Source organism: Enterococcus sp. HY326 (assembly GCF_026157065.1).
Classification (GTDB): Bacteria; Bacillota; Bacilli; order Lactobacillales; family Enterococcaceae; genus HY326.
Genome location: NZ_JANLGQ010000001.1, coordinates 699,427 through 724,014, shown reverse-complemented (window position 1 = coordinate 724,014; position 24,588 = coordinate 699,427). Strand labels below are relative to the sequence as shown.

27 protein-coding genes and 1 other RNA gene are annotated in these 24,588 nt (G+C 41.3%); 20 read left to right on the top strand and 8 right to left on the bottom strand.

Annotated features, from left to right (window positions below; genetic code table 11):
- Positions 1-182 precede the first annotated feature (182 nt).
- The 12 genes from ORH16_RS03525 (at position 183) to add (ending at position 9,197) form a co-directional block, all read left to right on the top strand.
- Positions 183-980 carry a phosphotransferase family protein gene (locus ORH16_RS03525; RefSeq protein ID WP_265456273.1) on the top strand — a complete coding sequence of 266 codons (798 nt, stop codon included), beginning with the start codon at positions 183-185 and terminating at the stop codon, positions 978-980.
- Between the two features lie 252 nt (positions 981-1,232).
- Positions 1,233-1,880 (top strand): tRNA (guanosine(46)-N7)-methyltransferase TrmB, encoded by a 648-nt coding sequence (gene trmB, locus ORH16_RS03520; RefSeq protein ID WP_265456271.1) that lies wholly within the window; start codon positions 1,233-1,235, stop codon positions 1,878-1,880.
- A gap of 90 nt (positions 1,881-1,970) precedes the next feature.
- Positions 1,971-2,906, top strand: a complete 936-nt coding sequence (locus ORH16_RS03515; protein WP_265456269.1) for an ATPase, T2SS/T4P/T4SS family — start codon at positions 1,971-1,973, stop codon at positions 2,904-2,906.
- Entirely contained in the window at positions 2,887-3,897 is a 1,011-nt protein-coding gene (gene comGB / locus ORH16_RS03510; protein ID WP_265456267.1) for a competence type IV pilus assembly protein ComGB, read from the top strand. The genes ORH16_RS03515 and comGB overlap by 20 nt, the downstream gene beginning before the upstream one ends.
- Positions 3,897-4,193, top strand: a complete 297-nt coding sequence (gene comGC / locus ORH16_RS03505; protein ID WP_265456266.1) for a competence type IV pilus major pilin ComGC — start codon at positions 3,897-3,899, stop codon at positions 4,191-4,193. Before comGB ends, comGC begins: the two co-directional genes overlap by 1 nt.
- Entirely contained in the window at positions 4,186-4,644 is a 459-nt protein-coding gene (gene comGD / locus ORH16_RS03500; RefSeq protein ID WP_265456264.1) for a competence type IV pilus minor pilin ComGD, read from the top strand. The genes comGC and comGD overlap by 8 nt, the downstream gene beginning before the upstream one ends.
- Complete coding sequence (locus ORH16_RS03495) at positions 4,622-4,933, top strand: hypothetical protein (protein WP_265456262.1); 312 nt, start codon at positions 4,622-4,624, stop codon at positions 4,931-4,933. The genes comGD and ORH16_RS03495 overlap by 23 nt, the downstream gene beginning before the upstream one ends.
- Positions 4,899-5,378, top strand: coding sequence for a competence type IV pilus minor pilin ComGF (comGF, locus tag ORH16_RS03490; RefSeq protein ID WP_265456260.1), 480 nt, complete (start codon positions 4,899-4,901; stop codon positions 5,376-5,378). Before ORH16_RS03495 ends, comGF begins: the two co-directional genes overlap by 35 nt.
- Positions 5,323-5,694: a competence type IV pilus minor pilin ComGG gene (comGG, locus tag ORH16_RS03485; protein WP_265456258.1), complete on the top strand. Its 372-nt coding sequence runs from the start codon at positions 5,323-5,325 to the stop codon at positions 5,692-5,694. Before comGF ends, comGG begins: the two co-directional genes overlap by 56 nt.
- A 156-nt stretch (positions 5,695-5,850) precedes the next feature.
- Positions 5,851-6,849 carry a class I SAM-dependent methyltransferase gene (locus ORH16_RS03480; RefSeq protein ID WP_265456256.1) on the top strand — a complete coding sequence of 333 codons (999 nt, stop codon included), beginning with the start codon at positions 5,851-5,853 and terminating at the stop codon, positions 6,847-6,849.
- A 19-nt stretch (positions 6,850-6,868) separates the two neighbouring features.
- A complete protein-coding gene (locus tag ORH16_RS03475; protein WP_265456255.1) occupies positions 6,869-8,053 on the top strand; it encodes an acetate/propionate family kinase in 1,185 nt (394 codons plus the stop codon).
- A 145-nt stretch (positions 8,054-8,198) separates the two neighbouring features.
- Positions 8,199-9,197 carry an adenosine deaminase gene (gene add, locus ORH16_RS03470; protein ID WP_265456253.1) on the top strand — a complete coding sequence of 333 codons (999 nt, stop codon included), beginning with the start codon at positions 8,199-8,201 and terminating at the stop codon, positions 9,195-9,197.
- A 103-nt stretch (positions 9,198-9,300) separates the two neighbouring features.
- Here the strand turns inward: add and ORH16_RS03465 are convergent, their stop codons facing one another.
- The 4 genes from ORH16_RS03465 to ORH16_RS03450 form a co-directional block, all read right to left on the bottom strand.
- A complete protein-coding gene (locus ORH16_RS03465; RefSeq protein WP_265456252.1) occupies positions 9,301-9,774 on the bottom strand; it encodes a universal stress protein in 474 nt (157 codons plus the stop codon).
- Positions 9,775-9,945: 171 nt separating this feature from the next.
- The gene (locus ORH16_RS03460) at positions 9,946-10,227 is read right to left on the bottom strand and encodes a hypothetical protein (protein WP_265456251.1); all 282 of its coding nucleotides are present in this window, start codon (positions 10,225-10,227) and stop codon (positions 9,946-9,948) included.
- 71 nt (positions 10,228-10,298) lie between these two features.
- A non-coding RNA gene (ssrS, locus tag ORH16_RS03455) (6S RNA) lies at positions 10,299-10,492 on the bottom strand.
- A 76-nt stretch (positions 10,493-10,568) separates the two neighbouring features.
- Positions 10,569-11,852, bottom strand: coding sequence for a replication-associated recombination protein A (locus tag ORH16_RS03450; RefSeq protein ID WP_265456249.1), 1,284 nt, complete (start codon positions 11,850-11,852; stop codon positions 10,569-10,571).
- 148 nt (positions 11,853-12,000) lie between these two features.
- Between ORH16_RS03450 and ORH16_RS03445 the strand changes: the two genes are divergently transcribed.
- The 8 genes from ORH16_RS03445 to ORH16_RS03410 all read left to right on the top strand — a co-directional run bounded on the left by ORH16_RS03445 (position 12,001) and on the right by ORH16_RS03410 (position 20,547).
- Positions 12,001-12,630: a DNA-3-methyladenine glycosylase gene (locus ORH16_RS03445; RefSeq protein ID WP_265456248.1), complete on the top strand. Its 630-nt coding sequence runs from the start codon at positions 12,001-12,003 to the stop codon at positions 12,628-12,630.
- Positions 12,627-13,100, top strand: coding sequence for a DUF3013 family protein (locus tag ORH16_RS03440; RefSeq protein ID WP_265456246.1), 474 nt, complete (start codon positions 12,627-12,629; stop codon positions 13,098-13,100). The genes ORH16_RS03445 and ORH16_RS03440 overlap by 4 nt, the downstream gene beginning before the upstream one ends.
- 20 nt (positions 13,101-13,120) lie before the next feature.
- Positions 13,121-14,065 carry a 50S ribosomal protein L11 methyltransferase gene (prmA, locus tag ORH16_RS03435; protein WP_265456245.1) on the top strand — a complete coding sequence of 315 codons (945 nt, stop codon included), beginning with the start codon at positions 13,121-13,123 and terminating at the stop codon, positions 14,063-14,065.
- A 3-nt stretch (positions 14,066-14,068) separates the two neighbouring features.
- Positions 14,069-14,818, top strand: coding sequence for a 16S rRNA (uracil(1498)-N(3))-methyltransferase (locus ORH16_RS03430; RefSeq protein ID WP_265456244.1), 750 nt, complete (start codon positions 14,069-14,071; stop codon positions 14,816-14,818).
- Positions 14,819-14,820: 2 nt separating this feature from the next.
- Positions 14,821-15,489 (top strand): hypothetical protein, encoded by a 669-nt coding sequence (locus tag ORH16_RS03425; RefSeq protein WP_265456243.1) that lies wholly within the window; start codon positions 14,821-14,823, stop codon positions 15,487-15,489.
- Between the two features lie 265 nt (positions 15,490-15,754).
- The gene (locus ORH16_RS03420) at positions 15,755-17,968 is read left to right on the top strand and encodes a RelA/SpoT family protein (RefSeq protein ID WP_265456241.1); all 2,214 of its coding nucleotides are present in this window, start codon (positions 15,755-15,757) and stop codon (positions 17,966-17,968) included.
- A 251-nt stretch (positions 17,969-18,219) separates the two neighbouring features.
- Complete coding sequence (dtd, locus tag ORH16_RS03415) at positions 18,220-18,666, top strand: D-aminoacyl-tRNA deacylase (protein ID WP_265456239.1); 447 nt, start codon at positions 18,220-18,222, stop codon at positions 18,664-18,666.
- Positions 18,667-19,047: 381 nt separating this feature from the next.
- The gene (locus ORH16_RS03410) at positions 19,048-20,547 is read left to right on the top strand and encodes a helix-turn-helix domain-containing protein (protein ID WP_265456237.1); all 1,500 of its coding nucleotides are present in this window, start codon (positions 19,048-19,050) and stop codon (positions 20,545-20,547) included.
- Between the two features lie 77 nt (positions 20,548-20,624).
- Here ORH16_RS03410 and ORH16_RS03405 read toward each other — a convergent pair whose 3' ends face one another.
- The 4 genes from ORH16_RS03405 to ORH16_RS03390 all read right to left on the bottom strand — a co-directional run bounded on the left by ORH16_RS03405 (position 20,625) and on the right by ORH16_RS03390 (position 24,400).
- Positions 20,625-21,254: a PepSY domain-containing protein gene (locus tag ORH16_RS03405; RefSeq protein WP_265456235.1), complete on the bottom strand. Its 630-nt coding sequence runs from the start codon at positions 21,252-21,254 to the stop codon at positions 20,625-20,627.
- A 197-nt stretch (positions 21,255-21,451) separates the two neighbouring features.
- On the bottom strand, positions 21,452-22,150 hold the full coding sequence (locus tag ORH16_RS03400) for a PepSY domain-containing protein (RefSeq protein ID WP_265456233.1): 699 nt from the start codon (positions 22,148-22,150) through the stop codon (positions 21,452-21,454).
- Between the two features lie 185 nt (positions 22,151-22,335).
- Positions 22,336-23,703 (bottom strand): sensor histidine kinase, encoded by a 1,368-nt coding sequence (locus ORH16_RS03395; RefSeq protein WP_265456232.1) that lies wholly within the window; start codon positions 23,701-23,703, stop codon positions 22,336-22,338.
- Positions 23,696-24,400, bottom strand: a complete 705-nt coding sequence (locus ORH16_RS03390) for a response regulator transcription factor (RefSeq protein WP_265456230.1) — start codon at positions 24,398-24,400, stop codon at positions 23,696-23,698. The genes ORH16_RS03395 and ORH16_RS03390 overlap by 8 nt, the downstream gene beginning before the upstream one ends.
- Positions 24,401-24,588: the final 188 nt, after the last annotated feature.

Here is a 24,588-nt window from a genome sequence, read left to right as displayed (position 1 = left end):
GTGATGGTCGCTCTGTTGGGGAAGTCACTGGGTTCTCTTTGCTTTTCTGTGAAAATTATAAAAACGAACATACATGTGCTTGACGGCGCTATCTGATGGAATTAAAATAATGGGTACGCGACAAAAACTGTTTGTCGGGAGTTTTTTGGTTTAAAAAAGTTGAACGAAGTAGGGGTAGAGGCATGGAATTTCAGCTAGAGCCTGGTTGGTCGATGTTGCCGATTAAAGGGGCAACCGGTGAAACGTATGTGGGTATCAATCAAGAAAATCGAATATTCATTAAGCGGAACACCACGCCAATGTTAGCTGCCTTGTCCAAAGAAGGCATCACTCCGAAATTAGTTTGGACTAAGCGAACCGGTTCGGGGGATGTTTTAACTGCGCAGGAATGGCTGGACGGCCATATGTTGTCGGCAGAAGAAATTGGCGCCCGTAATGATGTAATTGACGTGTTATATCATCTACACCAATCAAAATCATTAAAGTCGATGCTGAAAAAAATCGGCGGCCAAGTTAAAGGCTCGCAAGAATTGCTGTGGGAATTTGAAGAACAATTACCAGCAGTCTTTTATGCCAATCCTTTTTTAAAACAGGTTAAAAGCTATTTAGAACAAAATATTCCGGCGTTTCGCCGCAAGGATATTACAGTGGTTCACGGCGATGTCAATCATCGTAACTGGCTTGTCTGCCGCAATTATTTATATTTGGTGGATTGGGACTCTGTGATGTTTTCCGATGCTGCACTGGATATTGGCACCATTTTAGGACAGTATGTGCCCTTTACAAAATGGAGTCAGTGGCTGCTAACCTATGGCTTACAAGCTAACGATGAAAATTTAGAAAAAATTCACTGGTACGCTTCCCTCAGTGCCATGAATGAAATAAAACGCCTCGTGTTACAGGGGCAGGAGCAGCGTTCTCGAGAAGTCATTTTACAATTGAAACGATTTTTTAGCGGTGATTGCGAGCTTAACCGCTAAATATTTTGAAATAATGCTAGATTTAGCTGTGATTAAAATGGCTGAAGGGGCCTGCTACCTGAGTCTACAATTGTCTTGAGGTCAATCGTAGGTTTAGAATGGGCAGGTACTTTCAGCGTCACAGCTTTTTTGTTGCAAAAATTTGCTCGTAAACAAATTTTAATTGCAACTCATACTAAATAAAAGCTTGCTTGAAAGCAATTTTTGAGAATTTGAAAACTATTTAAAAGCGATTTTTAACGGAGGAAACAAATGAGAGTAAGACATCGGACGGGCGCTACTGAGATGGTGGCCAACGCCCCGGAATTTGTACCAGCAAATCCAACAGAATGGAAGGGCCGCTGGCATGAACGCTTTGGCAATGATCAGCCAATCCAGATTGAAATTGGTACCGGTAAGGGCCAATTTATTTATGGGATGGCCAAGGCACATCCAGAAATTAATTATATTGGTATTGAAATGCAGGTCAGTGTTGTTTCGATTGCCTTGGATAAACTTTTGGCCGAACCATTGCCGAATTTACAGCTGCTGCATGTCGATGGCTCTGCCTTGACGGATTATTTTGCTGAGGGAGAAGTGGATCAAATTTATCTGAATTTTTCAGATCCTTGGCCGAAAAAACGCCATGAAAAACGCCGCCTGACTTTTAAGACCTTCTTAGCAGTGGATCAAGAGATTTTGAAATCCGGTGGGTCCATTCATTTTAAAACCGATAATCAAGGCCTTTTTGAATATTCCCTTGCCAGTTTTTCCCAATTTGGTATGATTCTCGATCAGGTCTGGTTGGATTTGCATCAAAGTGATTTTGCTGACAATATTATGACCGAATATGAAGAAAAATTTTCAAGTCGCGGTCAGCGGATATATCGAGTGGAAGCTCATTTTCCTGAAAAAAATTAATAAAAGCCTGTTGTTGAGAATTTTCTTAACAGCAGTTTTTTTTTCGTGGGAAAAAATGTTTCCAGCGTATGTTTTATTGAGGTGAAGAAGATGGATATCGCCAAATTTTCCGGTGATTTGATTCGCCTAGCTCTTGAGCACGGCTGGCAGGATATCAGTTTTTATCCCGAGGAGAACCACTATAAAATTACGTATCGAAAAGCTAATCATAGTGGCTTATTCAAAAAAGTCTCTTTTGCTGACGGTTGTAAAATCATTGGCCGTTTTAAATATTTAGGCGAGATGGACGTAGGAGAAGATCGGCGGGGGCAATTAGGTAGTTTCAGCTATAAACTCGAAGGTTGCCAGCAGCGTTTACGTTTAACAACAGTAGGGGATTATCGACAACGGGAAAGCTTAGCAATTCGTCTATTGTTTCAAAGAGGCGTTCAAGTTAGCCAATATGCTCCTAAAAAGTTACCCCATATCTTGAAGGAGGCCATCTGTGAAAGAGGCTTGTATCTTTTTTGCGGTCCCGTCGGCAGCGGAAAAACAACTCTGATGTATGAGATTGCCAGTCAGTTTAAGGGTCAGGTAATTACCATTGAAGATCCGGTAGAGATTGAAGAACCGCTTTTTTTGCAACTACAGATTAATCAAAAAATCGATCAGGATTACGATGCCTTAATTGAGCTGACTTTACGCCATCATCCAGACCTACTAATCATTGGTGAAATTCGCAATCGCTTAACGGCTCAAGCTGCTATTCGAGCAGCGTTGACAGGCCACTTTGTTTTTGCCACCTTACATGCCCGCAGTTTAGCCAATATCACCACAAGAATGAATGAGTTGAGTCAAAATCCATTTGATTTAAAGGAATGTCTGCAGGGAAGCGTGTATCAAGAAATGTTTCTGAAACAAGGAGAGCCTACCGTCGTTGGTGGCTATCAGTTTTATAAACAGCAGCAGATGATACTAGATTATCCCTTTGAAAAAGCACTCGCTGCTTATGACAAGGAGTGGAAGAATGGGAAGAAAAAAGCGTAAAAAGCAAAGACAAAAATTTGTAGAGCTGCTGGCGGATTTATTAACTCAAGGCTTTTCCATCAATGAGGCCCTCCTTTTTATGGAAAAAGGGGCTTTCTTTGACATTTCTTTTATTAACTCTATGCAAAAGGAGCTGCAGCGGGGAACAGCTATCCATGAGATCTTTCGTCAAAATGGTTTTTTAGAGGAAACTGTCTTACAAATTCGCTTAGCGAATAAATCGGGAACTTTGGCCAGCACCTTTAAAAATATCGCCAATCAATTAAGCATGCTAGAGCAGCAGCAACAGAAGCTTCGTAAAACGCTCACTTATCCAAGTATTTTATTAAGCTTTTTGCTGATTATCTTAATCGCATTTCGTCAATTCATGCTACCTCAATTGACAGCCAGTGGTTTAGTTGCAGCAGAGGATATCGCTATTCTGTTTTTAAATTATTTGCCTTTTGTACTAATGGGAATTGTGCTAGTGAGTTTTACCATCTTTTGGGGAATTCAGTGCTATTTCCAACGCAAATCAGCCATTGCCAAGGCAACTTTCTTTGCCAAGCTACCCTTTATCCAAAAATATTATCGCCTGTATATCACTAGTTTTTTTGCCTTGGAATGGGGCAAGCTTTTTCGAGACGGTCTAGAGATGCGTCAAATCATCGATTGTATGAAAAATGCCGAAGAAAAAAATTTGATGCAGGATTTAGCCAATTTATTAGAAAAACAAATGAAAAAAGGGCGCGGGTATCTGAAACCAATTCAAAAGCTACCTTTTTTTACAGCAGAGCTGAGTATAATTTTGCAGCGGGGGACCTTGAAAGGTAATTTGGGTACAGAACTAATTGTTTACAGTGAGTGGTTGTGGCAGAAGTTTTTTCAAGATGTCGAAAGGCTCTTCGTTTGGCTTCAGCCAATAATTTATTTAGTTGTTGCTGTCTTAATTATTATTTTCTACGCTGCATTGTTACTGCCAATTTACGGCAATTTAGGAGGTGGAATATAGTGACTGAAGTGAAGAAATTAAGCAAGTGGAATCAGGCATTCACATTAATTGAAATGCTCATTGTGATGTTTGTCATTGGTGTTTTGATTTTACTTTTTGCCCCGAACTTAAGTAATCATAGTAATGACATAGCAAGTCGAGGCGATGAAGCAATCGTTGAAGTGGTCAAAACTCAAATGGAGTTATATAAACTAAATAACGATGGGGTAACGCCTAATGAGCAGCAGCTGGTACCAGATTATCTAACGCAAAAGCAGTGGGATAAATATCAAGAGGTGATTAACGCTGGTGGTTAATAAGGGGTTTACCCTAATTGAAAGTCTGATAGCGTTATTAGTGGTTACTGCTTTTGTCCTTTTACCTAGCTTGAGCCTTGCCGAGTGGCAGCGAAATGTCGAAGAAAAAATCTTTTTTCAACGTTTTGAACGTTTGATAACTGCCACCCAACAAGCTGCGATTACTCAAAATAGCTTAACTAAGATCACTGAAGATAAAGATCAAACAGAATTTTACTTTTGGATGAAAAATATGGATAAAGGGACTCTGGGGGTGCAAAAGGTATTGACGATTCCTAAAAGTGTTGTACCAAAGGCTGGAGTGTCGACAAAAGGGATGATGTTTAAGGAGGGAACAGGAAATAACACAGATATGCTAAAATTTTCATTTAGACTTGCGGGGCGTTCTACTGAAATCACTTATCAATTCCAACTTGGGAGCGGTAAATATGTTAAAAAAATCAGTCAATAAGGGCTACATTCTTTTTGAAGCGTTGGTCAGCTTACTTGTAGTAGGGCTGATTATTTTTAGCCTTCTGCCACAAATCATGTTTCTATTTCAAAAAAATCAGACAATTAGTGAATCAATAAAGCTCCATCAAATTCTTTATAGTGAAACGGCTAGGAATTGTCGGTTTGAGCAGGTCCCTGCTGACATAGAAAAAAGACAGGTGCTTTATCGTTGTGACAAGCAGAATAACCAAATCAGAGCTGAGGTGGAGGGATATGGGCAAACGATTGAGGTCTACCGGGAGTTTTGATTCTGCTGGCTTCACTTTATTGGAGTGTTTGATTGCTCTAGTGGTTGTCAGCGGCATTTGCTGGCTCTTTTCTTTGCTAGTAGGAGTCAGTCAAAAAGTTTATCAGCAGTTTCCTACTAATCATCAGCGGAAATTCTACACATTTTTATTCCAATTAGAAAATGAAGCAGTACCTTTGAAGAATGTTACGCTATCAGACAATCAGTTGTCATTTTCGGAACCTTTGTCAAGCAACTATGACAAAGACCCTAGCTTTACAATTTTGTATCGAAATGAGCGGATTGACAAAACAAAGAAAAACCAAGGCACACAACCACTGCTGACAGGTGTCAAAAAATTGACGATGACAACACTTGATGGGGAGATCGAATTTAAGGTGATATTTCAAGATGGGAAAGAAAGTCAGGGAAGCTATGTTCTCAAAAAATATCAAGAAATTCAATAACTGGGGTGGTGTTTTCTTAAGCACTATGCTATTGGCATTCCTTTTCTCCAGTTGTTTATTGTGGCTGACAGCCGATTATCAGACAACGGTTGAGGATTTCAAAAACATCCGGAGCTTTTATCTAGCGAGAACAATCAAAGAACTTTTTTTATATGAGTATTATGATGGGGCGGTTTTTTCTGAAAATCCAGTAGTGTATAATTGCGGGACTGTCCAGTTTAAAGAGAATCAGCAATTGGAATTAATCGTCCGAGTTGGAAAATATCGATATGATTTTAAAGAGGAATTAAAGGGTACAGATTTCTTGAGAAATTGATACAGATGAGAAATGGGGACATAGAACTCTCTGTTTCTTTTTTTGTGCTAAAATTCACAAAAAACCTTTTTAACAAAAGGATTGATTATTTCACAAATTTTGTCTAAAATTGTACAGGTAAACAAGGTGTTATAATCAAGAAATGAGGTCGTCATTTTGAAACTTGAAAAAATTGAAACGGCTTTTAATCAAATGGAGGCGGCAGTTAGCGCTTTGGCGGAAAATCTGGAGCTCAGTTTTCTTGAATCCTATAGTGAAACAGTTGAAAATTTTAACGATAATTTTCAAGTTCGGGTGATTGATAATCAGCCTTCACCGGAAGTCGTGGCTATTTTAGAGACAGCTTATACAAATCTTAAGAAACTGGATTTAAGTGCTGAGGAATGGCGGCAAGTTTTCCAACTAGTTTTATTAAAAGGCATGCAAAAAGAACCGCTTCAGGCGAATCATCAATTGACGCCAGACAGTATTGGTTTTTTATTTGTCTTTTTAGTGCAGCAGCTCTTGCCTCAAGAAAACCTGAGACTGTTGGATATCGCATCCGGTTTAGGTAATCTTTTATTAACTGTAGTGTCAAATCTTGAAACAGCAGGCAAAAAGGTTACAGCCTTTGGTGTTGATATTGATGAAACGCTCTTAAGTGTAGCCGCTGCCAATACAGATTTTTTAAAAAAATCTGTCGCTTATTTCCATCAAGATGCGCTGCAGGATTTATTAGTTGATCCCGTCGATGCCGTTTTTGGCGATTTACCAATCGGCTATTATCCTAATAATCAAAAGGCACAGGAATTTGCTGTTGGCGTCAAAGAAGGTCATACTTTTGCCCATCATCTTCTGTTGGAGCAAGGCATGAAATATGTCAGAGAAGCTGGCTTTGGCCTATTTTTGTTACCGACTAATTTTTTAGAAACAGAACAAGGACCGCAGCTGAAAAATTGGCTGGCACACGAGGTCTATCTGCAGGGCATGGTACAGCTGCCGGCAGACTTATTTACCAGTGCTAGTTCCCGTAAGAGTATTGTTATTCTGCAAAAACGGGGAGCAGAAGCTAAACAAGCAGAAGTTTTACTAGCGAATCTCGGTTCACTAAAAAATGCTGAAAGCATGACGGAATTTATTGAGAAATTCAAAGACTGGGAGTCTTTAAATTTATAAACAACTTAAGGAGAGTACAATGTCTAAAACAATCGCAATTAACGCTGGAAGTTCAAGTTTGAAATGGCAATTATACCAAATGCCAACTGAAGAAGTCGTCGCAAAAGGAATTGTTGAAAGAATTGGTTTAAACGATTCAATCTTTACCATCAAATACGGTGAAGGTGAAAAATACGAAGAAATCACTGATATCAACGATCATGAAGTCGCAGTCAAAATGTTATTGGACAAATTAATCGAATTAAACATTTTAGGGGCCTACGATGAAATTACCGGAGTTGGCCATCGCGTGGTTCACGGGGGCGAAATGTACAGCGATTCTGTTGTGATTGATGATGAAGTCATTAAAAACATTCAAGAATTATCTGAATTTGCACCATTGCACAACCCTGCTAACTTAATGGGAATTCAAGCCTTCAAGAAAATTTTGCCAGAAATTATTTCAGTGGCAGTGTTTGATACAGCTTTCCATGCAACTATGCCAAAACACAATTACCTATACAGTTTACCAATGGAATATTATAACGACTTTAAAGTCCGTAAATATGGTTTCCACGGAACTAGTCATCGCTATGTTTCAGAGCGGGCAGCAGCTATGTTAGGTAAACCAATCGAAGAATTAAAAATTATCACAGCTCACCTTGGTAATGGTGCTTCTATTACGGCTGTCGATGGCGGAAAATCTGTTGACACATCAATGGGCTTCACACCGTTAGCTGGTGTAACAATGGGAACTCGTTCTGGTGATTTAGATCCAGCGATTTTACCTTACTTGATGGGCAAATTAAATATCGACATCAACGAAATGGTCGATGTCTTAAATAAAAAATCAGGGTTACTTGGTTTGACAGGCTTGTCTAGTGATATGCGTGATCTAGAAGCAAACATCGATAAAGAAGAAGTGCAAGTAGCTTATGATGTTTTCACTGACCGTATCCGTAAATATATCGGTGGCTATGTGACAACAATGAACGGTGTGGATGCGATTGTCTTCACTGCTGGTATCGGTGAAAATGATGCCCATGTTCGTTCAGAAGTAATCAACGGTATGAGCTGGTTTGGTGCTGAAATCGACCCTGAACAAAATGCTAAACGCGGCGAAGAATTAGTTATTTCAACGCCTGAATCAAAAGTGAAAGTGCTCTTGATTCCAACAGACGAAGAATTAATGATTGCCCGTGATGTTGAACGTTTAAGAAAATAATCATCAGAAATTTTAAAGCTGAAGCTGGCTCGTAATGAGCGGTTTCAGCTTTTTTGTTTGTCTTTAATTAAAAATCAGTCAAAATTGTTGCCTCTGCTTAGAAATTATGATAAAAATTTAGAAAACATTTATCAGGAGGCTGGCTGTGGAAAGAGAAATTTTGCAACAATTACCAAAAGTTGAGCTGCATTGTCATTTAGATGGGTCCTTAAGTCAAAAGCTACTGCAAAAATTAGCCCAGCAAGAGGGCCTGCCGCAAGCCCTCGTAAAAGAAGCTGTGGTACCGGAAAATTGCGAGAGCTTAGCCGACTATCTTCGTTGCTTTGATGTTGTTTTGCCTCTTTTGCAGACGGCCGAAAATTTGACATTAGCAGCAATCGATGTCATTGAACAAGCTGCTAGTGAAAATATTTGCTATCTAGAAATTCGTTTTGCACCGGAATTGCATCGGGAAAAAGGATTATCGCTAGCCGAGGTTATTACAGCAGTCGCTGCTGGAGTAAAACAGGGGGAAGCGTTGTTTGATATCCACGTCAATTTATTAATTTGTGGCATGCGCCATCATGAAGCAGCGGTCAATCAAGCGGTGTTTCAAGCGGCGGCAGACAGTGCTAAAGAAAAAGTCGTCGGGGTGGATTTCGCTGGTGATGAGGCCAATTATCCGCCGGCGGAATTTGGTATTTTTTTAGCCTTTGCCAAGCAGCATAATTTGCAGATTACATTGCATGCCGGTGAATGTGGCTGTCCCCGCAACGTGGTGGAGAGTATTCAATTAGGTGCTAAAAGAATTGGTCATGGGGTGGCAATAAAAGATGACTTAGCGGCTCAGAATTTTTGCCGGGAACAGCAGGTTTTAATCGAACTGTGTCCTACCAGTAATTTGCAAACCAAAGCAGTTGCCAGTATTGCCGATTATCCATTTCGGCAATTTTTTGACAGTGGTCTGCTTTGCTCCATCAATACCGACAACCGAGGTGTCTCCCAGACTAATTTGACGCAGGAATATCAATTTTTAGTCGAGCATTTCGCTTTGACACAGGCTGAAATGCAGCAATTGAATCTGCAGGCCTTGACCCACAGCTTTGCCGATGAAGCTGTGAAAAAAGAATTGGCTGAAAAAATTACCCAAGGCTATCAGGTATAAATCTAATTGCAGCAATAACTCTTTTTCGAATAAAAAACCAAAATAAAGAAGGAACTAAAATCTGTGTAACGCCGATTTTAGCTCCTTCTTTATTTGTTAAAAATTATTTTTCTGTGTCTTCAGGTAGTTTGTTGGCCAAATCAGTACGGACAATTAAAACATCACAGGATGCAGTGCGGATAACATATTCTGATACAGAGCCGATGAATAGTCGTTCCACAGCGTTTAAGCCAGTAGCACCTAGCATAATTAAATCGACAGCATGGTCTTCTGGAATTTGCTTGGCAATAATTGGTTTTGGCGAACCGTATTCAATCACGGTTTCAACATCAGTGATACCATTTTTATTGGCTTCGTTTTTATAATCCTGTAAAGTTTGCTTGGCCATTTCAGTGGCTTGTTCTGCTAATAATCCGTCAAAAGATGAAACAGTTTGGAAGGAACGGGTATCAATGACATGGGCCAATAATAATTTGGCTTGGTTCCGTTTCGCTACGTTGACAGCCTTTTTGAAGGCTAGTTCAGCCTCTGCCGATCCGTCGATGGCCACCATAATTTTACTATATTGCTGTAACATGGAATCACTCCTCTTCATTTTTTTCTGCGGTTGAGTTCTTAAAAATTTGCCGATTAATGCTGAGTAGAAGACTAGAAAATCTGGACAGCTAGGCAAGTTTTAAAATCACTCTCCTGACACTTCTATTTTAGACCAAATCGGCTTTCCCGACAATTGAAAGGGCATTAAAATTTACGGCTTGTCTTTGATTTTTTTTGACAGGCTTAAACTAAAAACGCCAGAATAAAAAATTATCACAGCCAAGTAGAGAATTGCCCAAAATTTACTGTTTAAAAACCCAATAGCTAGACTGCCGACCGCTAAAAGAATAAAAATCAGACCGCTTTGTTTGAGAAAGGTTAGACTGGCATTTGAATCGCCAATCAGTGCTAGAAAGCTGCGGTTTTTTTTGATTAAAAAGAAAGCCATCAATAATAAAAATGCGGCAACTATGCCTAATAAAATCAGAATCATAAAAAAGCCTCGCTAAATTTTTTTGAGAAATAGAAAAAGCAACTTGCCGAAGCAAATTGCTTTATTCTTAGGTTAGATCCGTCGATGCCGTTGTTCATCCTGTAGTATTGATCCCGCAATCTAAGCAGGTGGGTTCCACGGTCTAGGTCTCGAACTACCAAAAGAGAAGGCATGTTACCAACTTCGACACAAGAAGGATCCCGAAATATCAATAAAAATGTTCGGTCAACACACAAAAAGGATAATTCGAACATCACAGATTTCCTATCTATGGATATATAGTAGCATAGGAAAAATAAAAGTGCAATCAAACTGTTTAGATTTTTTGAAGCGCTTTATCATTATTTTTTGCCATTCTTTTTCCAATTTTGAATACGCTGGTATTGTTGACCTAACGCTTGTTCATATTTGCCGGTGCTCTTTGGTTGGTAGTACCGTGACTGTCTGAATTGTTCTGGTAAATATTCTTGATCGACCCATGCATTTTCAAAATTGTGGGGATATTGGTAATCAATGCCCCGCCCTAAACTTTTAGCGCCTTTGTAATGACTGTCCCTTAAATGATCGGGGACATCGCCGGCACCATTTTCTCGAATGTCACCAATAGCAGCGTCTAAAGCCACATAGGCTGAGTTTGATTTTGGTGACAAACATAAATCAACTACGGTATCCGCTAGTGGAATGCGGGCTTCCGGTAGGCCCAGTCGTTCGGCAGCTAAGACAGCGTTGACGGTCCGAGCCGCAGCCGCAGGATTGGCGAGACCGATATCTTCGTAACCAATCACCATCAAGCGGCGACAGATAATCGGCAAATCGCCGGCTTCCACCAGCCGGCCTAGATAATGCAAAGCGGCATCGACATCGCTACCGCGAATGGATTTTTGAAAGGCGGAAATCACATCATAATGGGCATCGCCATCCTTACCGTGGGTTAACGCTTTTCTTTGCAGGCATTCTTCAATAATTTCTAAGGTCAAATGAATGATGCCATCCTCAGATTTCGGTGTCGAACGAGTCGCCAGTTCTAGGGCATTTAATGAACTGCGCAAATCGCCATTGGTGCCTCTTGAGAGATGGAGCAGGGCATTTTCATCCAGCTCAACCGGATACTCACCGAGCCCCCGCTCTTTGTCTGCTAAGGCTAAGCGGATGGCTTTTTGAATATCAGCTTCTTGTAATGGTTTGACTTCAAAAATCTGCGTCCGGCTACGAATTGCTGGATTAATTGTAATATAAGGATTTTCTGTGGTGGCGCCGATTAAAATAATGCGGCCACTCTCTAAATGGGGCAGTAAAAAATCCTGTTTGGTTTTATCTAAGCGATGGACTTCATCCAATAATAAAATGACGGTGCCGCTCATGCGGGCTTCTTCAGCGACAATCTGCAAATCTTTTTTAGTATCTGTTGCAGCATTTAAAATGCGAAAGGCATATTGTGTCGAGCCGGCAATCGCACTGGCGATACTAGTTTTTCCAGTGCCGGGGGGACCGTATAAAATCATCGAAGAAAGCATTTCGGCCTCCACCATGCGGCGAATAATTTTCCCGGGTCCAACTAAGTGCTGCTGGCCGACCACTTCATCTAAATTGCGGGGCCGCATGCGATAGGCAAGGGGCTGTTGCATAAGTATTCCTCCTGACGTGTTGCTAAAACAAGTATAGCACGCCCACGCTTTTTGTTCATGAATGCTCCATTGAAATTATCGTAAAAAGAATCAGCGGAATAAATGGCAACCCCGGCTGCTTTTGTGTATGATAGAAAGGGTGAGACAGATGAGGATAACAGCAGATTTTTTTCAAGGAAGTACAGAGGAAATTGCCCAAAAACTATTGGGGCAATATCTGGTACACGAAACGCCCCAAGGAATTTTAGCCGGCTATTTAGTCGATGTGGAAGCTTACTTAGGGCCAGACGACCAAGCGGCCCACAGCTTTGGTATGCGGCAAACGCCAAGAGTCCAGGCGATGTATCAAGCCGCCGGTAGTTTCTATTTATATACAATGCACACCCATTTAATTTTAAATATCATTACTCAAGCGGAGGGAATTCCTCAAGGAGTGATGATTCGGGGGTTGCAGCCAGTGGTCGGACTACCGCTGATGATTGAAAAGCGCCATGGAGTCAATGGTCCGGATTTAACTAATGGTCCGGGAAAATTAGTGCAGGCGCTAGGCATTCAAAAGGAATTATACGGTAAAAATTTATTTACTAGTTCCCTGTACTTAGACGCTGAGAAGCAAAAAATTCCTAAAGAGATTATTTCTCTACCCCGTATTGGGATTCCCAATAAAGGGATTTGGACCGAGGCGCCTTTACGTTATATCGTCAAAGGCAATCCTTATATTACGAAACAAAAGAAAAGTGAAGTCGCTGAAGATTTTGGCTGGAGGAAAGAAACATGAAAAAAGATTTTTTACATTATTTAGATGAACGATTAGAAACTATTAGCGATTATGAAGTCGCTTTAGATTGGGATACTAAAAATCATACGATTGAGATTTTGTTCCGCTTGTATGCTGAAAACACTGAGGGTCAGGCAATTGATGATGCCGACGGGGTCGTCTCAGAAGAAGAGGTCATTGAATTTGAAGATGGCATTTTATTATTTAACCCTGAGAAAAGCCGCTACCAAGCAGAGGATTATCTGAAAGCTTTCCCCTACGAAGGCAAAAAAGGCTTGAGTATTGCCTTTTTAAATGGCCTAGTGGATTATCTGCAAATTATTTTAGATGAGGGGCAAGGCGAGCTGCTCGACTTTTTAGCTGGTGAAGCAGAGGTCTTTGAGCTGCATTGGAACGAACAGGCTTTTTCTGCGGAAGTTGAAAAATATGCCAAAGAATTGGCGACCTTCCTGCCGTATCCAAGTTACTAAAAACTGCGAGGAGCAAAATTATGAAGTGGAATGAAGTCAAAGTTGAAACTGCTAGTGAAGCGGTGGAGGCAATTTCTAATATTATGATGGAGGCCGGTGCCAGCGGAGTAGCGATTGAGGATGCTCTCGATGCCGATTTTTATCAAGGAGATCCCTACGGCGAAATTGTTGAACGGGAAAATTTCACGGATTTGACGGAGGGGGCGTTGGTAATGGCCTATTTTCCTGAGACAACTTTTTTACCGGAAATTCTGCCGTTTATTAAAGATAGCATCGAAAAATTACCGGAATTTGGTTTGGCAATCGGAAAAAATGTACTTTCCGTCAATGAGGTGGCCGAAAGCGATTGGGCGACTGCTTGGAAAAAGTATTATCATCCAGTCCGCATTAGCCGCTATTTGACGATTGTTCCCAGCTGGGAGCAATATCAAGCCAGTCATCCAGAGGAAAAAATTATTACCTTAGATCCTGGCATGGCCTTTGGCACAGGGACGCATCCGACAACTCGTCTGACTCTAGAAGCGTTAGAAACGGTTTTAAGAGGCGGCGAAACGGTGTTAGATGTTGGCACTGGCTCAGGGGTTTTAAGTATTGCCAGTAAATATTTAGGGGCAAAAAATGTTTACGCTTATGATTTGGATGAGGTGGCGGTTCGAGCGGCTCAAGAAAACATGGACATGAATCCAATCGCTGTCGATGTCAAAGTCTCCGCCAATGATTTATTAAAGGATGTCGAAATTTCAGCAGATGTGATTGTGGCTAATATTTTGGCGGACATTATCGTCTTGATGCTGCCGGATGCTTTCCGTTTATTGAAGCCTAGCGGCACCCTGATTATTTCTGGCATCATTGAAGATAAAAAAGCGTTGATTTTTACGGCTTTAGCAGAGGTGGGCTTTGTCGTCGATCAAGTCTTCCAGCAAAAAGATTGGTACGCTATGATTATTAAAAAGACTGAGGATTAGAGTATGCAGCGTTATTTTGTAGAAGCAACCTATCAGCCAACCGTAAGTTTAACCGGTGAGGCCTATCATCATATTGTCCACGTGATGCGGATGAAGTCACCAGAGAAAATTTTTGTGGTCTTCAGTGACGGTATCAGTGTGGTAGCCGAAATTGTCGAGATAACTGAAAATCAAGTGCTGGCAAAAGAATTGTATAAAGAAGAGCAGGCTAAAGAACTGCCAATTGACATTACGATTGCCAGTGGCTACCCAAAAGGCGATAAGCTGGAATGGATTGTTCAAAAGGGCACGGAGTTGGGGGCAGCGCAGTTTATCGGCTTTCCAGCGAAAACTTCGGTGGTCAAATGGGACGAAAAAAAAATCGTAAAAAAGCAGCAGCGGCTGACTAAAATTGCCCAAGAAGCAGCAGAACAAGCACAGCGGCAAATCGTCCCTGAAATTCAGTTGTTTTCAAAAACAGAGGACATTTTTAAGCGTTTAGCTGATTATGATTTGATTCTGGTCGCCTATGAAGAAAGCGCCAAAATGGGGGAGCAAAGTCATTTAGTTCAGGCTTTTCAACAGGCTGTGGCTGGCCAAAAGGTACTGGCCATCTTTGGACCAGAAGGCGGCTTGGCACCCGCGGAAATTGAAAAATTTACCGCAGCGGGCGGAATTCTTTGCGGCTTAGGCCCGCGGATATTACGGACGGAAACAGCGCCGCTTTATCTACTGAGCGCTGCTAGCTTTTATTTTGAATTGAAAGGGGAGTAAAGATGGATTTAGCTGATTTTATCACGGTGCGTTTATTGGATGCTGTCCAAACTGACCAGCAGCTGGTGGAAAGAATGCTGTATTTAGAGCGAACCCCTTTGAAAAAAATTTTGGTGTTGCCCTGGCAGGTCAACCGGGCGGCGCAGCTTTTAACCGGCTCGGGGATTGCTGTTGGAGCGGTCGTTGATTATCCGTTAGCGCAAGGAACAGATGCCAAAGTCTCCTTTGAAATTGCGGATAGCTTTCAAAAAGGGGCTGACTTTGTCGAAGTCAGCTTAAATCCAACTGGACTATTAAACCCTTTTAATCGGGTTTCTGAGTACCTGAAGGAACTGACAGACTTGGCGGCTGGCTGGGGAGATATTTTGTTTCAAATTGACAGCCAGCAATATCAAGTCGAGGAAAAAATTACGCTGATGGAATTTATCAGAGAACACCATCAGTATCATTTTTCATTGGGGAAAGGCTTAGAGACTGAAGAGGCCAATCTGGATGCCAATATTTGGAATTTAAGTGCCAATGCTGCCCTGCATCTGCAGGTGAATTTGGAAAATCCGACTACCGGGCAAATTAAAATGATGCTCCATAATGGCGTCAATCATATCGGTGTGAATCATTTTGCTAAAATTGATTTACAAGAAGCGATTACCTTTGAAGAAGAGTTAGATTAAGAAGTTATCATGAATCTTCTGCTTTAGCCGGGGATTCTTGAAAAAAAGCCAGAAAGTTTGTATAATGTTTGCTAGTGAAGTGAGGCTGTGACATAGGTCATTTACCAAAATTCCGAACTTTAATTATTTTGCAGCGGTGGTTTTAAGAGCTGTTGCGATAAAAGTTTTTTTCTCTTGTAGTTTAAGAGAAAATTGTTCGGAAATATTGGTTCAGTAGATGCTTATGTCACAGCCCCACTTTTAATTTTATCAAGGGGGAATCACGATGCCAAAAGAAGAAATTATGACGGGGCCTGGCGTTGTTAAATTAGTAGCCAGCTATATGTCTGATGAGCATGTGGCCTTTATTCAAAAGGCGTGTGATTATGCGACAAAGGCCCACGAAGGTCAGATTCGCAAATCAGGTGAGCCCTATATTATTCATCCGATTCAAGTCGCCGGCTTATTGGCGGAATTACATATGGATCCTCATACCGTAGCCACGGGTTTTTTGCATGACGTGGTGGAGGACACCGAGGTTACTCTAGAGGATTTGACCGAAGAATTCGGCGCCGATGTGGCTATGCTAGTCGATGGCGTGACTAAACTCGGTAAAATAAAATATAAGTCCCACGAAGAGCAGCTGGCGGAAAATCACCGAAAAATGCTGATGGCAATGGCCCAAGATTTACGGGTTATTATGGTAAAACTAGCTGACCGTCTGCATAATATGCGGACTTTGAAACATTTGCGGGAAGACAAACAGCGGCGCATTGCCCAAGAAACTTTAGAAATTTACGCGCCTTTAGCTCATCGCTTGGGGATTAGTACCATCAAATGGGAATTAGAGGACACCGCTTTACGTTATTTAAATCCTAAACAGTACTATCGAATTGTTAACTTGATGCAATCCAAACGGGAAGAGCGGGAAGCCTATGTTGCTGATACCGTGGAAGAAATCCGCAAAGCGACAGAGGAATTGGAAATTTACGGCCAGATTTACGGCCGTCCTAAACATATTTATTCGATTTACCGCAAGATGAAGGACCAGAAGAAACAATTTGATGAAATCTATGATTTATTAGCTATTCGTGTAATTGTCGATTCAATTAAGAGTTGTTACGCCGTCTTAGGAGCGATTCATACTCAATGGACGCCGATGCCCGGCCGCTTTAAAGATTATATTGCGATGCCAAAAGCCAATATGTATCAATCCCTGCACACGACGGTTATCGGTCCTAAAGGTAATCCGATTGAAATTCAAATTCGCACGCAGGAAATGCACGAAATTGCCGAATTCGGGGTCGCCGCTCACTGGGCCTATAAAGAAGGCAAGACCGATCAAGTTGAGCCGGATAATATGTCTAAGCAATTGAGCTGGTTCCACGAATTAATAGAGCTGCAGGATGAAAGCTATGACGCCTCTGACTTTATGGAGGGGGTTAAAGGGGACATTTTCAGCGATAAGGTGTACGTTTTTACACCAAAAGGCGATGTTACCGAGCTGCCGAAAGGCTCGGGACCGTTGGATTTTGCCTACAGCATTCATACGGATGTCGGCAATAAAACAACTGGCGCCAAGGTTAATGGTAAAATGGTGCAGCTGGATTATAAATTAAAAAATGGTGATATCATTGAAATTTTGACCTCGCCGAATTCCTTTGGCCCAAGCCGTGACTGGATGAAAATGGTGGCCACCAGCAAGGCCAAAAATAAAATTAAACGCTTCTTTAAAACCCAAGACAGGGAAGAAAACATCACCAAAGGCCACGATGCAGTCTATCGTTGTCTGAATGATTTAGGCTTTCAGCCAAAAGATTTTCTCTCGAAAGCAAAAATGTCAGAAGCCTTGGAACGCTTTAATTTCCAAAGTGAAGATGATTTATATGCCGCAGTCGGCTATGGTGAAGTCAGTGCCATGACCTTGACCAATCGCCTGACAGAAAAAGAGCGGCGGGAAAAGGAAAAAGAAAAACAGCGGCAAGAGGTTGAAGAGTTAATCAATCAGCCAACTAAAAAAGAACCAGAAAAAATGAAGGTTCGTCACGAAGGTGGCATTGTTATTCAAGGGGTAGAAAATCTCTTGATTCGCATCAGTCGCTGCTGTAATCCAGTTCCCGGCGATGAAATTGTCGGCTATATCACCAAAGGTCGCGGTATTTCTATTCACCGGGCAGACTGTTCCAATGTGAAAAGCAAAGATGATTTTGTCGAACGACTAATTGAAGTCGAGTGGGAGGATACAAGTAATTTAACTAAAGACTACGATGCTGATTTGGAAATTTACGGCTACAACCGGGATGGTCTGTTAAACGATGTCTTACAAACCGTCAGCTCAATGACGAAAAAATTAGTTAGCGTCGAAGCGAAGCCGACTAAAGACAAGATGGCGATTATCCATTTAACAATTGCCATTCAAAATCTGAGTCATTTAAAATCAATTGTCGATAAAATCAAAACCGTTCCAGATGTGTACAGCGTGCGCCGGACGAATGGTTAATGTAGTAAAATAACGCAACAAGCTGTGGCATAAGAATTTAACAGTCGAAATTTGCAAACTTTATGATAGCTATTAAAGGCCGCTTGAGTCTTAATGCTAAATGTGGTTGAGCTCCTATCTTTGATTAGGGACTCAAACACAAATGTCTGATAGTAGCCAGCCTTTAAAGCTGTGGGTTCGCATATTTCACGTCTGTTTTAACTTATGTCGCAGCTTTTTTATTAGGAAAAAATAAAAAAGCAGGTGAAAAGATGAAGGCAGTAATTCAAAGAGTCAGTCAGGCCAAAGTGGAAATCCAGCAGCAGACAGTTGGGGAAATTCAGCAAGGGTTGCTAGTTTTATTGGGAATTCATGAAGAGGATACGCAGGAGGATGTGGGCTATCTTTTAAGAAAAATAAGCCAATTGCGAATTTTTTCTGATGAGCAGGGCAAGTTAAATCTCAGCATTCAAGATATTGGCGGAGCTGTCTTGAATATTTCGCAATTTACGTTGTATGGAGATACCAAAAAAGGCAACCGGCCTAGCTTTGTTAAAGCGGCCCGACCAGAGCTGGCGATTCCGCTATACGAAGCGTTCAATCAGGGACTGCGGGAGCTTGGCATTCCAGTGGCAACCGGTGAATTTGGGGCTGATATGCAGGTCAGCCTGACCAATGATGGGCCTGTTACAATCATTATTGACACGAGGGAAAAATAATTTTTTCGGTGTTTGCTTAGAATTGTTTTCAAGATTTTGCGGAAAACGGCCTGCATAAATTTATTTATTTTTGAAAATTTTGCAGAAGTCCTGTTAAATAAAAGCAATTCTTTTTTTATTTGCTTGTGGGAGCTGTTTTTTTATTTTATGCACTTTACTAGTTACTTTCCTTCATGAAAATAATGGTTTTCTCTGTGAAGTAGAAGTTTTTTTGAAGTCTGTTATTAATTATCTGTGACTGCTAGTTGATTTATTAAAAATAAGGAAAAGAATCACTTTATTTTTCGCCAAAAATTTCAAATCAGAATAGGCCTTCTTGACGAAAAAAATCGGTCTCATCTGTTATACTAATAGAGAAAGAAAAATTAAGGAGGACGTAACATGGAAAATGTCTTGCCGACAGCAATGCATCGCCGGATTAATTTACTGAATTCATTGCATTTAACAACCAACTGGATTTCATTGGACGAATTGGCAGAGAAATTGGATGCCTCTAAAAAAACCATTTTGACGGATGTCCAGTATATTGAAGATCGCTGGCCTGAGATTATCTCATTTGAATATCAAAATAATAACAGTATTCGCCTTTTGGAGACCCAAAATCATTCCATTCACGATATCTATACCGAAATCTTACGGGAGTCTAACGCTTTTGCATTATTGGAAGCGATTTTCTTCAATCCTTACGAAAATGGAGAATATTGGGAAAATAAATTTTATCTCAGTAACTCCAGTCTCTATCGTCTCGCCATTAAGCTGGAGGGCTCGTTGAACAAGCGGGAGATGCAGCTTAATCGGACGCCGTTTCGGATTGAAGGAAACGATGAGCGAAAAATCCGCACCTTTTTCCGCGGGTATTTTTTGGAGGCCTATGGGATTCACGGCTGGCCATTTCCTATAGACCGGCAGCTGGTTTTTGATTTAGTCAATCGCTTGAATCAAGATTTCAATTTAGGCTTTAATGATTTACAGCTGGTGGACTTTGCCTTTGGAATTGCGGTCACCATCATTCGTGAGCGCCAAGGCAATCTGGTCAACCAAGATGCCCGAGTTATGAATAATCGTGAAGAAGTGCAGACTAAATTGCAGCAATACCGTTTGGATATTGAACGCATTGTTGAGCCATTGAAGGTGCATTTGCCGGATAATTGGTACGATGATTTTTCATCGACTATTTACTGGTGGGAATTTGCTTGGGATAATCCTCAAGAAGAAGTCCGGATTACGGAACAAGGGGAAACCTTTATTAAAACGGTGGTGGATGCTCTGGGGGTTAGCCTCGATCAAGAGAGCCATCAAAAAATTCTGCGACTATTTCTGCGGACCTATGGCAAATATAAAATTTATCCCTACAAGCGTTACATTATTTATAACCGCCGCTGGTTCAGCAGCTACATTGTCCAGCAGCACTTGGTCGTCTTCAGTAAAATTGTCGCAAAAGCCCTGCAGGAGTTAGAAGCTAAAACGAAAGTTCCTTGGTATTCGGTGTATTACGATGATATGCTGTGTGGGATGATGGTTTATTGGCAGGATTTAGCTAATAAAATGGATCAGCTACGGCACCAAGTTCAAGTCGGCGTCTTTAGTGACTTGGGTGTGGACCATGTTAATGCAGTGGGGTCAATGTTAGCCCGCTCTTACGGAGATAAAATCAATTTAAATCTACAGGATGTTTCCCATTATGGCTTGGCGGAGACTAAGCTTGCCAATTATGAAATTTATGTGGCAAATTATACGATGCCAGATGTGCCGGCGGAAAAATTATTTGTGATTGAAGATATTCCTTCCTTCAAAAATCTCAATGACCTGCGGCAATTAATTGAAAAGAGCCGCTTAGTCTTGCCGAAGGATATTCCTTATTTACAGGAAAAAAATCAATAAAAAAAACCTAGCTGAAAGTTTTCGGTCATTGAATTCTAAAAATTCTTTGACTATAAAACAGCAGCTAGGTTTTTTTATTAATCGTCTACATCGACTTCTAAAACATCGCCGGTTTGGGCATCAATTGAAACGGATGTTTCCCGATTGTTGATTTCCACGGTTACTTCCCAATAAGTGGTGCTCAATTCTTTTTCTAAATTCCATTCGGTGATGGTGCCGCTGCCGGCTTCCGCTAAGGCGGTGTCACTGATGGCAGAAATTGGCAATAAGTTGTCCAAGTTCAGGGCTTCTTCACGGGCAACGCCGTTTTGTTCATCACGATCAAGGGTTTCGGTTCTATCTTCCGCTACGGTGCCATCTGTGGCTGAAATTTTAACATCGTATTCGTTGGTGTCATCAACACCTTCAACAGTGTAGTAATAACTGCCTAAAGTTGTATCCAATTCAATATTGGTAATATCAGTATCTGGATGTAGCTCTTGATACGCTTGAATCGCTTCTTCAAGGCTAATCGTTACGCCCTCAAGATTAGTAGTGCCACTGGCAGTAGTTCCGCTAGCACTGCTGGAATTGCTAGTGGTAGCTGACTGTGAAGAGGTGTTAGTATTGCTGTTAGTTCCTGTGCTATCTAAATTTGTTTGATTGGCTGAGCAGCCAGCCAAAGTCAAAAGGCCTGCCGCCGTTAAAAATAAAGTGATTTTTTTCATGTGAAATTCCTCCAAGATTTATTCTAGTTGATATATATAGTATAGCCGGCGCTGACGAGAAAAAAACTTAAGCGACGTGAAACGAAAATGAAAAGTTCTTCATGATACTTCTATTTTAGATGATTTTTTGCCAGAAAACGAGTTTTATGCTGGAAATAAAAAGAACAGCCAGTTCAAACTAGCTGTTCCCAAATGTTTTAATCATAATCCACTTCTAATACTTGACCAGATTGAGCGTCCACTAAGACTTCGGCGTGACGGCCGGAGGTTTTTACGTGAACCTCCCAATAAGTCGTGTTTAATTCCCGCTCAAGCTGCCATTCATAAGCGGAGCCGCTGTTGATTTCGCCTTCAGCGATGCTGCTGATCTCTTCAAGATTTTTTAAATTGTCCAGATTCAAAGCACTTTGACGGCGTTCAATGCCGCCTCGTTCATCGGCATCTAGATTCTTTTGTTTTTGATTGGATAAGCTGCCGTCTGTTGCTGAAATCCAGATGTCGTACTCCACATCGTCATCCATGCCTTCAACTTCATAATAATATACGCCATGATGCGTTTTAAGCTTCAACTCAGTGATATCTGTACTGGCATATTGGTCTTGAAAAATGCCGATTGCATCACTGACTGAAAGTGTGATTGTGGCGGTGCTGACATCGGCAGAGCTGCCGCTGCGAACTGATGGACTAGTCGTTGTATCGACACTAGGTGTGGTTTGTTCGGCGACTTCAGCTGAACTGCTAGCCTCAGGTGCTGCTGGACTAGCTGGTGCTGTCTGCTGAGCATTATTGGTATTGTTTGCCGGCCCAGGCTGATTTAATTGAGCCTGATTTGGGGAACAAGCCCCTAAAAATAAAAGTGCTAACCCGCTAACCCCTGTAAACATTATTTTTTTCATTTTAAAACTCCCCCTTAAATTCTCGTGCTCTTTTCTATAAACCTAGTATAACGAAAAAGAGTTTTTTCCAAACCAAAAGACTATGAAGACAAAATGAAGAATTCTTCATTTTGATTTAAGTAAATCCAGCAAATAAGCTGTCAAATCTTGAACAGGATTTGACAGCTTATTAAGAGTGGCTTAGTTTAAATTTTCGGCAGGGTCACTTGGAAGGTGACGCCGTTATCTTGATAATCTAAAACGGCAATTTCTCCTTGATAAAGCTCAACTAATTGTTTGACGATGGAGAGGCCAATGCCGCTGCCGGCGATTTCACTGGAACGGGATTCATCCACCCGATAGAAGCGTTCAAAAATTTTCTTCTTATTGCTATCAGAAATCGTTACACCGGTATTGCTGACGCTAAATTGAACAGTCGGGCCAATCGGTTCCAAATGAATTATGATTTTTTGATTTGCGGGAGTGTACTTGACGGCATTCTCAATCAAATTGCGGAAAATTTGATAAAACTGCTGCTTGTCCCCGTCTAAAATCACATGGGGAGCCAAGGAAAAAGTCACGTCCTGAGAGATTTCAGTGGCCAACTCCTCCAAAATTTGTTCGATTAAATCGGTTAAATCAACTGCCGTATAATGGTTGACATTTTTTTCTCTGCCTAACAACAGCAACTGTTGAGTCAGAATTTCCATTCGTTTGGATTCCTTGTCGATAAAATTCAAGGATTTAGGAATAATTTCCGGGTGCTCATTGCCGCGACGGCGAATCAAGCCGACATGACCGCGGATAGCTGCTAGAGGCGTTTTTAATTCATGGGAAGCATCGGTAATAAATTGCTGCTCCCGTAACATTGCCTCCTGCTGACGGGTGAGTAAATGATTAAAGGACTTCGCTAAATTCTGCACCTCTTTGGGACTAGTTGGCTCGCTTAAGGGTGTCTGCTCCGTGATTTCCGGCGCAATTTCATTAATTTCTTGATTCATTTTTAATAAAGGAGTGCTGATTTTTTTTGAAAAACGCAGGATAAAGAAAATCCCAAAAATCAAAATCAAACCAGAGAGAATAAAAATCCACTGGGCTAAGGTCACCAAAATTTCAAAATTATCCTCCATGTCGGTGAGAATAGCGACGCTCGTCCCGTCAACGGTGAATTGGTTGAAATAATAAGGCGTGCTGTCCTCCCATAAAATATCCTGTAAAAAGAAGAGCTGGCCTAGTTCTCCAAATTGAGAAAATAGCGAGTAGGCATCGCTGGAATAAACTGAATTGCCATCACTGAGGGCCACGCGGATAAAATAGCGGGGATCATCAGCCGCAATATACAGCCGCAGAGTTTCTCGCCACTCGTCATTGGTCTGAGTGTCGACTTGCGACAAGGCATCTTCAATAGCGGCGGTTTCCTGTTCCGTTGATTCATATAACCGATAACCAGTGGCTAAAAGAAAACTCGCCCCCAATAAAAAAATAACAGAGAGGGTGATGGCGGTAAAACGGGTGACCAATTTAAATTGCAGGGTATTTTGATTTTTCTGATACCACCGCTTCAGGCTACTCATTTTCCTGCCTCAAGACATAGCCGACGCCTCTGACCGTTTGAATTAAGCGGGGGCGACCATCTTCATCCAGCTTGTTTCGCAAGGCCCTTACATAAACATCTACTGTGTTGGTTTGCCCAAAATAATCGTAGCCCCAGACTGTATTCAATAAATCATCACGACTGATGACCTCTTCTGGCCGTTTGATTAATTCATAAAGCAAGTCAAATTCTTTTTTAGTTAGAAAAATTTCCGTCTGCTCCCTGAGCACCTGCCGTTTGGCGACATCTAAAAATAAATCAGCATACTGATAGGTCAGTCCGGTTTCCTTCAATTGGGTGATGCGCTCTTCTCTTCGTAAAATCACCCGAATGCGGGCCAATAATTCTTCAATTTCAAAGGGCTTGGTGATGTAATCATCGGCTCCGGCGTCCAAGCCGGAGACCTTATCAGAAATCTGATCACGGGCGGTCATCATGATAATCGGCACAAAACTATGGCGTCGAATCCGCCGGCCAACTGTTAATCCATCAACCTTTGGTAGCATCCAATCCAGTAAAATTAAATCAATTTCCTGCTCATGGGCGGCAAATAAATCCAAGGCTTCTGCTCCGTCCTTGGCATAAATCACTTGATAATCTTCAAATTGCAGTTCTTCTTGAATAAAGCTGGCCAAACTTTCTTCATCTTCGACCAATAAAATGACTGGCTTTTCCATCGGCTTCCTCCTCACAGGTTTTTCTTACCCTAAGATTACCGACAGTTGCCAAAAGAAGCAATCATTTTAAGATGAAAAATTCTTCATAAAGGTATTGGATAAGTTTTTTTGAAAGTTTCAATAGAGAGTGGTCTTCAGTGTGACAGTTTTCTTTAGTTAAAAATTTTTAAAGTGAGTCGACTCGCCGT